Annotated in this window: 9 protein-coding genes; 5 read left to right on the top strand and 4 right to left on the bottom strand. The window is 61.8% G+C overall.

Going from position 1 to position 10,030, the window contains the following annotated elements:
- Positions 1-149 precede the first annotated feature (149 nt).
- The gene (locus Q0331_RS10010) at positions 150-1,109 is read left to right on the top strand and encodes a YwqG family protein (RefSeq protein WP_298076204.1); all 960 of its coding nucleotides are present in this window, start codon (positions 150-152) and stop codon (positions 1,107-1,109) included.
- Between the two features lie 50 nt (positions 1,110-1,159).
- Here Q0331_RS10010 and Q0331_RS10005 read toward each other — a convergent pair whose 3' ends face one another.
- The 3 genes from Q0331_RS10005 to Q0331_RS09995 all read right to left on the bottom strand — a co-directional run bounded on the left by Q0331_RS10005 (position 1,160) and on the right by Q0331_RS09995 (position 3,360).
- On the bottom strand, positions 1,160-1,603 hold the full coding sequence (locus tag Q0331_RS10005; RefSeq protein WP_298076203.1) for a DUF1990 domain-containing protein: 444 nt from the start codon (positions 1,601-1,603) through the stop codon (positions 1,160-1,162).
- Between the two features lie 13 nt (positions 1,604-1,616).
- Positions 1,617-2,738, bottom strand: coding sequence for a M48 family metalloprotease (locus Q0331_RS10000; protein WP_298076202.1), 1,122 nt, complete (start codon positions 2,736-2,738; stop codon positions 1,617-1,619).
- A gap of 61 nt (positions 2,739-2,799) precedes the next feature.
- Complete coding sequence (locus Q0331_RS09995; protein WP_298076201.1) at positions 2,800-3,360, bottom strand: LemA family protein; 561 nt, start codon at positions 3,358-3,360, stop codon at positions 2,800-2,802.
- Positions 3,361-3,532: 172 nt separating this feature from the next.
- On the opposite strand from Q0331_RS09995, the gene Q0331_RS09990 reads away from it, so the two are divergent.
- The 3 genes from Q0331_RS09990 (at position 3,533) to Q0331_RS09980 (ending at position 6,743) form a co-directional block, all read left to right on the top strand.
- Entirely contained in the window at positions 3,533-4,288 is a 756-nt protein-coding gene (locus tag Q0331_RS09990) for an NADPH-dependent oxidoreductase (protein WP_298076200.1), read from the top strand.
- A 191-nt stretch (positions 4,289-4,479) separates the two neighbouring features.
- Positions 4,480-5,739 carry a phosphatase PAP2 family protein gene (locus Q0331_RS09985; RefSeq protein WP_298076199.1) on the top strand — a complete coding sequence of 420 codons (1,260 nt, stop codon included), beginning with the start codon at positions 4,480-4,482 and terminating at the stop codon, positions 5,737-5,739.
- Positions 5,740-5,885: 146 nt separating this feature from the next.
- Entirely contained in the window at positions 5,886-6,743 is an 858-nt protein-coding gene (locus Q0331_RS09980) for a S1 family peptidase (RefSeq protein ID WP_298076198.1), read from the top strand.
- Between the two features lie 6 nt (positions 6,744-6,749).
- Here the strand turns inward: Q0331_RS09980 and Q0331_RS09975 are convergent, their stop codons facing one another.
- On the bottom strand, positions 6,750-7,076 hold the full coding sequence (locus tag Q0331_RS09975; RefSeq protein ID WP_011273975.1) for a chorismate mutase: 327 nt from the start codon (positions 7,074-7,076) through the stop codon (positions 6,750-6,752).
- 103 nt (positions 7,077-7,179) lie between these two features.
- Between Q0331_RS09975 and Q0331_RS09970 the strand changes: the two genes are divergently transcribed.
- On the top strand, positions 7,180-9,891 hold the full coding sequence (locus Q0331_RS09970; protein ID WP_298076197.1) for an ATP-dependent helicase: 2,712 nt from the start codon (positions 7,180-7,182) through the stop codon (positions 9,889-9,891).
- Positions 9,892-10,030: the final 139 nt, after the last annotated feature.

Genomic DNA, 10,030 nt, shown 5'->3' with positions numbered 1-10,030 from the left:
GAGCAGCTCGGTAGCTCGCTGGGCTCATAACCCAGAGGTCGTAGGTTCGAATCCTGCCCCCGCTACAAATTAATCCCCTCGCTGGTTGAAAGACCGGCGAGGGGATTTTGCGCATGTGGGGTTGTGGCCGGAGGCCTAAGGTTGTTGACATGTTTGAATCGACCAGTCTGGATGATCTGAAATACTCCTTCGACAGCATCCCCACCCGTCCTGCTCTTGCGCTTAAGGAGAGCACGCGGCCTGATACACCGACCACTTCGAAGGTGTGTGGCACTCCCTACCTGCCGGAGCATGCGCCCTACCCGTATTACGGTGGCCGGCCCATGTTCTTCATTGCCCAGTTTAATTTCTCCGAGCTAGAGCCCCTTCCAGGGTTCCCTACGGTTGGGCTTCTTCAGCTTTTTGTACCTGAAGACGATGGGTGGGGCATGGATGAATGGCTACGGAAAGACAGCCAGGGGCTGGGGGATGAGGCCACTCCGTTCGCCCGATACTTTGAGGATTTCTCTGCGCCGCATGTCGGCGAGATGCCCGAAGAAGAGATCGAGAATTCGGGCGAACATCCAGCCCCTAATCCATTCGATCCCTTCACTATCGACGGAGTCCGATTCGATCAAGAAGTGAATTGCAGCACTCACGAGTACGGTCGTGTCATTCTTGATCCGAAAGGCCCTCGTGCCTTGCTGAGGAGGGGGCGGGATTACGTGGATATTCACACGTATGAAGGAAACCTGGTTTCGCGATGGGTGGTCGGAGGGGAGACGACAATTGAGCAGCCCCACCTTAACCTCGGGAGAACGACAAAGGATGCGTTTGACGCGGCCGTCGCCCGTGCAGAAAAAGAGGGCTTCACTGTCTACCCTCACGCCGATGAATACTTGGAGCCCATTGGCTTTCCACAAGCAAACGGATCCTCGCTCGGTGGCTACACGATCATGCTGAACGGTAGCCCACTACTCCCATCGGATCCTCGGATCGTGCTTGCGACGATTGACCAGGATGGCCCATGTGAGTGGGGCGATTGCGGAGTTGGAAACTTCTACATCCATCCCGATGATCTGGCAGCACGTAACTTCGATCGGGTTATTTTCAGCTGGGACTGTGGATAGGGGGCAATCGCGCTGTCCGCGGCTTCCGCACTCTGCCGTTAATCTTCTGCTCAATCGTCGAGAGCACGTAGGTAGAAGCGGCGGATCAGGGCACGCCGCGGCAGGTCGATGACTGGGCGTAGGACGGGAAAACGGGCGGGCTGGGACTTGGCGTCAATAAGAAAAAGAACCCTACCGTCCTGCAACCGCTCGAGGGTGAAAGTCTCCTCGCCCCGCTCGACGTGACCGGGGAGAGTGCCATAAGTAAAGCCGCAGCGGCCGGGCGTGGAGAAAGTATCGACAACCCGGCAGCGGAACGCGCACGGCCCGAAGCCCAGTGCGACCTCGGCGCCAGTCTCCACAACCTCGTGGGTGGGGAGCACGCGGAAGAGGCCACTGCGCTGCACACCCCAGCGGAAAAGCCTGGCCGCGGCGGTCTCGAAGTCCGCAGTGATGACCCGCGACATGTGTAGCTCCGGAAAGCCGTCAGTCGAGGTATAGGAGAGGGGAGTCATAGAAAGTCCCAGGCTACTTGATGTGCCCGGCAATCTGCGCGTGCTCGGGGACATACGGGACGAAATCTTGCACGTAGGCACCCATGGCGATCAGGGCGTTGACCCTTTCCCAGATCGGCGGGTGGGTAGCGGAAAAGTTTCGTTTCTTCGTCATGGCGCGCTTGAAGACGGACCCCTTCTTGCCTGCGTCGGAATTGTGGAAGCCCTGGATGATGTCCTGCTCCGGTGCGTACAAAGCCAGGGAGCCGGGCGTGCCGTACATGGAGTTCTGCACCGTAGAAGGGTTCGTCTGGTGGAATGCGCGGATAGTGATCAAGGCTTGCGCCAGTGCGGTGGGGTTACGGCACAGGGAGACTCCTTGGCTATCGGCCTGCTGCTCGCGGTGGCGAGACATGTAGGCCCGGGCGATATTGGCCAGCGCTGGGGCGGCGAGGATAACGCAGAAGGAGATCAGCAAGATCACGATGGCAGCTACGGCATTTCCGCCACCGTTCGAGTTGGAGCTGGAGCGGCTCCGGTTGTTGTTGCTGAAACTGCCGTAGATAAACACCGACTGCAGGATGGAAATGACGGACGCGATGGCCACCAGCTGCGTCATCACGCGATTATCGTCGGCGGTCAGGTGGCTCATCTCGTGGGCGATGACCGCCTGCATCTGCTCGCGGTTCAGCAGGTACCCAAGCTCTTCGGTGACGACGATGGTGCCGGTGTGAGGCTTGTTGCGCTTGCCTCCCAGTGCGTAGGCGTTGGGTACTCCGGTGCCGATGAGCACATAGACCTTGGGTGGGGAGGGCATGCCCGCGGCGATCGACATCTCCTCCACAATGTTGTAGACCATGCCCTTTTCCACCTTGCGCTTCTCGCCACCGATGGCGGAGATCACGGTCTTGGTGGAAAAGAAATACGAATACAGCAGGATAAGCGCGGCAACCGGGATGGCGACCCCGGCGGAGATCAGGATGACCTTGCCCAGGGTGTTGTAGTCAATGTCGCTTCCTTGGATGCCAACGTAGGCTGCACAGGCACACGCGACGATGGAAAGCTGCAGAACAAATACGTTCGCGATCCACGCGACGGCGATGCCTTTGCGTAGCTGCGAAAGCGATTCGTCAAAGGTTCTTGGCTGGTTGGCCATTGTCCGTTATCCGTCCTTTCAGCCTCTTAGTGCGCAAGCGCGGCCGGGCAGAGCAAGAAGGCTAGAAAGAAACGTCCGGAGCCTGGCGCTTGGACTCTTCCACCTGGAAGAAACCAAAGGGCTGGAAGCCGTGGACGGAAGCGACAATGTTGGTCGGCACGGACTGGATTGCGGTGTTGTAGGTGTTCGTGGAGGCGTTGTAGTACTGGCGGGCGAAACCCACCTTGTTCTCGGTGGAGGCGAGCTCTTCCTGCAGCTGCTGGAAGTTGCGGGAGGCCTGCAGCTCCGGGTACGCCTCGGCGGTGGCGCGCAGGGTAGCCATGGTGCGACCGAATACGGCGTCGGCCTGGGAGGCATCCTGCACGTTGCCGGTTGCCTGCGCGCGTTCGGTGGCGGTGCGTAGCTCCGCGATGTCGTGGAATACCTTGGCTTCGTGGCTGGCGTAACCCTTGACGGTGGCCACCAGGTTGGGGATCAGGTCGCCGCGGCGCTGCAGCTGGGTATCGATCTGGGCGTAAGCCTCGTTAACTGTGTTCCGCTTCTTGACGAGGCTGTTGTACATGGCGAACCAGATGATGGCGAGGACTACGAGGATGGCGAGGATGATAACTGCGATGATCATGTAAGCAATACTTCCTTGGAAAACTCTTGAACGTACCTATCTAGAAATTCTCGGCGCGTGGCGGTTCGGTAGTGACCCGCACAGGCTAACAGTGTTGGAATGTATTATCGCTAACGTTTGTTCCCGGCGCAGGCCGGAAAACTTGGAAAAATCTCTAGCTAGGGTTGGGGCCATGCCTAAAAACACAAACTCTATGGTCGAACGCCAGCTTTCCCACCGCACGATCAGGGAGTTCACGGATCAGCCGGTGGACGGCCAGACCCTGGAAACCATCTATGACGTAGCCATGCGCACGGCATCTTCCCGCGGTATGCAGCAGGCCAGCATCATTCGCGTGACAGATACGCAGTTGCGGGAGCGCCTGGCGGAGATCGGCAACCAGGAGTATGTTCGCCGCGCACCGGTGTACCTGTTGTTCTTGGCGGATACGGCGCGGAATGCGCAGATCCTGCAGGAAAATGGCGGCGACCCGCGAGCCGCTGGGCGCACGAAGGCTTTTGTGGAGGCCTTCACCGACGCCTGCCTGATGGCACAGAACGTGGTGAACGCTGCCGAGTCCTTCGGCCTGGGCGCCAACTTCCTGGGCAATATCCACAACCACACGGCCGGGGTTATCGAACTGCTCGATCTGCCGCGCTACACCTTCCCGGTGGTTGGCCTTACCCTGGGCTGGCCGAACCAGGATCCGCAGCTGAAGCCTCGCATGCCGCGCAAGTTCCGCGTGATGGAAAACGGCTACCAGACCAGCGAGAACCTGACCGCCGACCTGGCGGATTACGATGCGGAGATGCGGACCTACTACGACCTGCGCAACGCCAACCAGCGCGTGGATAGCTTCACCAATCAGGTCTTAAAGAACTTCCCCTTCACCCGTGACAGCAACGATGACTCGCTGCAAGCCGCGCGCTGGCAAGGCTTTATTGTTTAGTGCTTTTCTTCCTGTCTTCTTTTTTGACGCCCACAGTGTCACTCGCGCCTAACCTCAAATTAACCTGACGTTCAGAAACCTGGGTTAGTGTCCGAAGGAGTTTATAAAACTATTGCAATAGTCGCCGGGCGGGCCTGGAAGCTTGGCGTCAAAAAAGAACTGCAGGACGAGACCTCAAAGGTGAGAGAAAAGTGACCAAGAATAAGAGCCTCAAAATCACGATGGCCACCGTGATGGCAACAACCATGTCCCTTTCCGCAGTGAACGTCGCGCCGGTGGAGGCTGCACCGAGCGTGCCGGCGGTTGCTGGCTCCGAGGGAGTGCCGGGCTACCCGCACCCGGTACAGCACCCGGGCGCCCCGACCCCGCAGCCTTTCGGTCCGGAGTACCTGGGCGGCTACATTTCTGACATCAGCTCCCACGGCTACGGCATTTACCTGGACGTCGTGGATGGCTTCAACGATGTGCGCGCCAACCACCCGGCGATCATGAAGCAGAACCTGGACAAGGTTGTGGAGATCAACAACGCTGCGCAGAGCAATCCGTCTGCTATCCAGCGCGCACAGAAGGACGCTCGCGCGGACAAGGCGGGCGTGCTGGATGCGTTCTCCGACTCGCTGGGCGACGAGCTTGGCCGCCACTTCCGCGACGCCCTGCGTGAGAATCGTCTGCCGAAGACCCAGTACCTGCTGGGCAACGGCTACCTGGCACGCGCAGGCGGAGTTGCATCCTCCACCTTCGTGGAGAAGATGGTGTTCGGTTACGACCGTCCGTTCGTGGTCGCCCCGGATCGCATCAAGAAGTACGAGGATGGCCAGAACAAGTACTACGGCACCTCCAAATCCTACCCATCCGGCCACACCAACCAGGCCGTGTGGTCCACCACTCTGCTGGCGCTGACCCTGCCGGAGCTGGCTCCGCAGATCCTGGCTCGCGGTTCCGAGGCTGGCAACAACCGCGTTGTCATGGGCGTGCACTACCCGCTGGACGTCATGGGTGGCCGCATGTCCGGCACCGCTGCTGCCGCCGACCGCTGGAACGATCCGAAGATGCGTGACGCGGTCCGACAGGCGGGCAAGGAGCTGCGCGCGGAGCTGGAGTGGCGCGCGGGTCGTCCGATTGCCGAGGTTGTGAAGAGCGACAAGGCATACCGTTCCACCGACCAGGCTGTGCGCGAGTACACCGACCGCATGACCTACGGCTTCCCGAAGATCTACCGCAAGGATGCGCCGATGATCGTGCCGCAGGCTGCGCCGGATCTGCTGCTGCCGAAGTTCCCGAAGTTGACCTACAAGCAGCGCGCCTCCATCCTGCGCCAGACCGCCATCCCGTCCGGTTCCCCGCTGGACGATCAGGGTCCGCGCGGATCCTGGCAGCGCCTGAACATGGCCGCCGCATTCGCCGCTAAGGTCAAGGTCAACGGCGACGGCAGCGTCACCGTTCTGCGCTAGTTGCCCGCTAACCGGCAGATGGTCGGCAGCTAATCGGCGCCTAGTCGGTGCCGCGCAGCACGAGGCGGGGGAGCAGGGGTAACCTTGTCCAAATTGTTACCTCTGTGACGCATGTGAAACCGAGCTTCTGCGCTAGGGTTAGGTGCATGTCAGCCGCATCTGTATCCACTCGCACCTCACCTGGGCGCTCCTTCCGCAGCGCCACCCGTCGCCGAATCGGAGCCCTGATGGCGGGCGTGGCGTTGGCTACCTCCGCCGTTTTTGGCTCCGCATTCACCGCGCCAGAGGCCGCAGCCGCGCCCGCTGGTTCCGCAGATGCATTCTTGCAGGCCACCGGCCAGCCCGGACCGCACCGCGTTCCGGGTCACTACTTCACCTCTCCAGGCATTCCGCAGGCTCAGCGTGCTGCGGCGCCCAGCGTTCTGGCTGGGCCTTCCATGCCGATCTACGTTGGCAACAACATTTGCACCCTGGGCGTGGTCGGCTACGACAAGGCCGGGAACAAGGTGGGCATCACCGCAGGTCACTGCGGTGGCCCCGGTGCCCCGGTCGTTTCTATGGACGCTGAACGCGCCGGCCAGATCGGCACCGTTGTCCGCAACGGCTACCCGGACTACGCAGTGATCAAGTTCAACAATAAGGTGCGCCTGACCCGCGGTTACAACAACGTTCACCTGAACTCCCTCGGCGGCCCCACCCCGGGCAGCCTGCAGCAGATGTGCAAGACCGGTGTGGCCACCGGTGTTTCCTGTGGCCCCATGCTGGCGATCTCCGGACCGTTCCTGGTTTCCCACCTGTGCGGCTCTATGGGAGATTCGGGTGGCCCGATCTACGTCGGCAACCGGTTGGTCGGCATCGTCAACGGTGGCGTGGCCAACCTGCCTTCCTGCACCACCCCGCTGCAGGGGCCGTTGCACGCGCCGACGGCGGGTGCAGCGTGGAACGTGATCGCCGCGGATCTTAATGCGGCCGGCGGGGTGGGAGCCGGATTCCGTCTGGCCTAGTTTAAGTTAGCCCAAGCGCCCTCTGCCTAGCTGCAGCAGGGCCTTTGCTATTTCTACGCCCTCGGAGCCAAACTCCGCGCGGAACTGGTTAATGATGGCGACCTCGCGGGTGTAGACCAGCTTCGTTCCGCCGGAGCCCAGGCGCGTTTTACCGATCGCTTTCGACACCTCGCTGCGACGGTGGATCGCGTCGATGATGACGCGGTCGAGGCGGTTGATCTCCTCGCGGTAGGATTGAATTTCTGAATCCGACAAGGGATCGTCCGTGCCCGAGGGCATGCGGACGGTGAACTCGTTGGGCTTCGACGAAGCCGCAGAATCGTTGTCGCTCATGCGTTGTATTCTACCGCTAGTCCGGAAGCTGAGATCCGCAAGAGCCCCCGGAGAGAGGCGCCAGCGGGTTTCGGGAAATTTTTGAGGGAGCACAAAGGGAAACATGAACAACCAGAACGATCCGTTCGCCGACCTGCCGCTGCCTGAAGAACCGACGCTTTTCGACGACGAGGTTCCGCCGCCAGCAGACGAGCTGCCGCCGGAAGGGTACGAAAGCGTGCTGGCGAACATGCGCTCCGATAGCTCACAGCCTGCCCCGCAGCCGTCACAGCCGCACCACACACCGGCGCAGTCGCGCAGGAATGCTGGGACGGTCGCGGGGGAGACGGAGCGTCACAAAGAAAAGCTCCTCGAAGGGCTCAACCCGCAGCAGCGGCAAGCGGTCGAGCACATGGGCAGCCCGCTGCTGATCGTGGCGGGCGCGGGCTCCGGCAAGACGAGTGTGCTGACGCGCCGTATCGCGTACCTGCTGGCAAACGGGGTGGCGCCGTGGCAGATTTTGGCGATCACCTTCACTAACAAGGCGGCGGCGGAGATGCGCGAGCGCGTGGTGGACATGGTCGGCCCGCAGGCGGAGCGCATGTGGGTCTCCACGTTCCACTCCTTTTGTGTGCGCGTGCTGCGCGCCAATGCGCACCTCGCGCCGGGGCTGAACACGAACTTCAGCATCTACGACTCGGATGATTCCAAGCGTCTGATGACGATGATCATCAAGGATGCCTCGCTGGATCTGAAGGAGTTTTCGCCGCGCGGGGTGCTGAACGTGATCTCCAATTGGAAGAACGAGCTGGTCGGTCCGGCCGGGGCGCTAGAGGAAGCGCAGCGCGACTCCAACCCCCACACCGCCCAGATCGCCACGTTGTACAAGACGTATCAGAACCGCCTGCGGGCGGCGAACGCGGTGGACTTCGACGATCTGATCGGCGAGGTCGTGGCGATCCTGAACAACAACCCGGACGTGCGCGAGCACTACCGGCGCCGCTTCCGCCACATCATGGTCGACGAGTACCAGGACACGAACCACGCACAATACGAGCTGGTGGCGGCTCTCGCGGGCAAGGGCAAGGCCGAGTGCGAGCTGTGCGTGGTGGGCGATGCCGACCAGTCGATCTACGCCTTTCGTGGCGCGACGATCCGCAACATCGAGGAGTTCGAGCGCGACTACCCGGATGCCCACACGATCCTGCTGGAGCAGAACTACCGCTCCACCCAGAAGATCCTGTCCGCCGCCAACGCGGTGATCGATCGGAACCAGGGGCGGCGCCCGAAGAAGCTGTGGACGGATTTGGGTGATGGCGAGCTGATCGGCGGCTACGTTGCGGACAACGAGCACGACGAGGCGAACTTCATCGTCGAGCAGATCGACGACTTGGTGGACAACGAGGGCTACTCCTACGGCGACATCTCGATCATGTACCGCACCAACAACGCCTCTCGCGCGATCGAGGATGTGCTGGTGCGCTCCGGCATGCCGTACAAGGTCGTCGGCGGTACGCGCTTCTACGAGCGCCGCGAGATCCGCGACATCGTGGCTTACCTCAAGGTGTTGGATAACGCGGACGACACGGTGGCGCTGCGACGCATCATCAACACCCCGCGCCGCGGAATCGGGGACAAGGCCATCGCGCAGGTCACTGTGCACGCGGAGGGCCAGGGGATCGGTTTTTCGGCTGCTCTTGGTGACGCCGCCGCGGGGAAGGTCGCCGGCCTTTCCGCACGCGGCCGCAATTCCATTGGCAAGTTCCTGGAGATGATGGACGCGCTGCGGGCGGAGACAGAGTCTATGGAGATGACGGCCTCAGACGGGTCCGGCCTGGGGCTGCCCGACCTGGGGCGGGTGATCTCCGCGGTGCTGGACGTGACCGGCTACAAGGAGCTGCTGGAGAAGTCCAACGACCCGCAGGATGGTACGCGCTTGGACAACCTGAACGAGCTGGTGAGCGTGGGGCATGAGTTCTCGCAGGAGTCGGCGAACCTGAAGGCGTACGAGGAGATGCCGGGTAGTGGCAGTACCGGTAGCGCCGGTAGCAGCGATGGCAGCGCCGACGACAGCGCCGACGCCATGCTCGCCGAAGGAGAGGCGCCGCTGGGCAGCCTGCAGGCCTTCTTGGAACGCGTGAGCCTGGTGGCGGACGCGGACCAGATTCCCGCGGACGAGCAGGACATGGTGACGCTCATGACGCTGCACACCGCCAAGGGGTTGGAGTTCCCCGTGGTGTTCCTGACCGGCTGGGAGGACGGACAATTCCCGCACATGCGCGCGCTGGGCGACCCAACGGAGCTGGCCGAGGAGCGGCGCCTGGCCTATGTGGGCATTACCCGTGCAAAGCAGCGGCTGTTCCTCACCCGTGCGATTACGCGCAGCGGTTGGGGCGCGCCGGTGAATAACCCGCCGTCGCGCTTTTTGTCCGAGGTGCCGGAGGATCTGATGGAGTGGATCCGCGAGGAGCCCGCCCGCTTCGGCAATGGTGTGGATTCCGCCTGGGGTGGCGGTGGCTATGCCGATGGCACCAGCTTCGGCAGCTCGGGTGGTTCGGGCGGTTCAGGCGGCTGGGGTACGCGTTCCAGCGGCTGGGGTGGCCAGTCCTACCGGAAGCCAGCAAAGAAGTCGAAGCCTGCCTTCGGAGCCGGAGCGAAGAAGGACCAGGATCTGGACCTGGCGGTGGGGGACAAAGTCAACCACGACAAGTACGGCCTGGGCACGGTGAAGAGCGTGGACGGTAGCGGATCGCACACGACCTGCATGATCGACTTCGGCAGTCAGGGCACGGTGCGTCTGATGCTGTTCGGCGGCGTGCCGATGGAGAAGCTCTAGCCCCTGGGGCTCTGGGGCACGCCCGAGCCAGTGTGTTGCTGGAGTGACGATTGTGTCTAATGGTGCGCAGAAAATGTTTTCTTAATGTAACGTAACAGCATCCTCTTTCGATGGGTTAGGCGTAACTAGAAGGGTATTA

Origin of the sequence: uncultured Corynebacterium sp., from assembly GCF_937999985.1 — a bacterium.
In the GTDB taxonomy this organism is placed as follows: domain Bacteria; phylum Actinomycetota; class Actinomycetes; order Mycobacteriales; family Mycobacteriaceae; genus Corynebacterium.
Note: the sequence above shows the minus strand (reverse complement) of the source record. Positions and strands in the feature narration are given on the sequence as shown.

Coding starts and splice junctions, on each gene's coding strand:
- Q0331_RS10000 (WP_298076202.1), bottom strand. CDS start 2,738: ATGGCCAACCAGCCAAGAACCTTTGACGAATCGCTTTCGCAGCTACGC.
- Q0331_RS09970 (WP_298076197.1), top strand. CDS start 7,180: ATGAACAACCAGAACGATCCGTTCGCCGACCTGCCGCTGCCTGAAGAA.
- Q0331_RS09980 (WP_298076198.1), top strand. CDS start 5,886: ATGTCAGCCGCATCTGTATCCACTCGCACCTCACCTGGGCGCTCCTTC.
- Q0331_RS09975 (WP_011273975.1), bottom strand. CDS start 7,076: ATGAGCGACAACGATTCTGCGGCTTCGTCGAAGCCCAACGAGTTCACC.
- Q0331_RS10005 (WP_298076203.1), bottom strand. CDS start 1,603: ATGACTCCCCTCTCCTATACCTCGACTGACGGCTTTCCGGAGCTACAC.
- Q0331_RS09990 (WP_298076200.1), top strand. CDS start 3,533: ATGCCTAAAAACACAAACTCTATGGTCGAACGCCAGCTTTCCCACCGC.
- Q0331_RS09995 (WP_298076201.1), bottom strand. CDS start 3,360: ATGATCATCGCAGTTATCATCCTCGCCATCCTCGTAGTCCTCGCCATC.
- Q0331_RS10010 (WP_298076204.1), top strand. CDS start 150: ATGTTTGAATCGACCAGTCTGGATGATCTGAAATACTCCTTCGACAGC.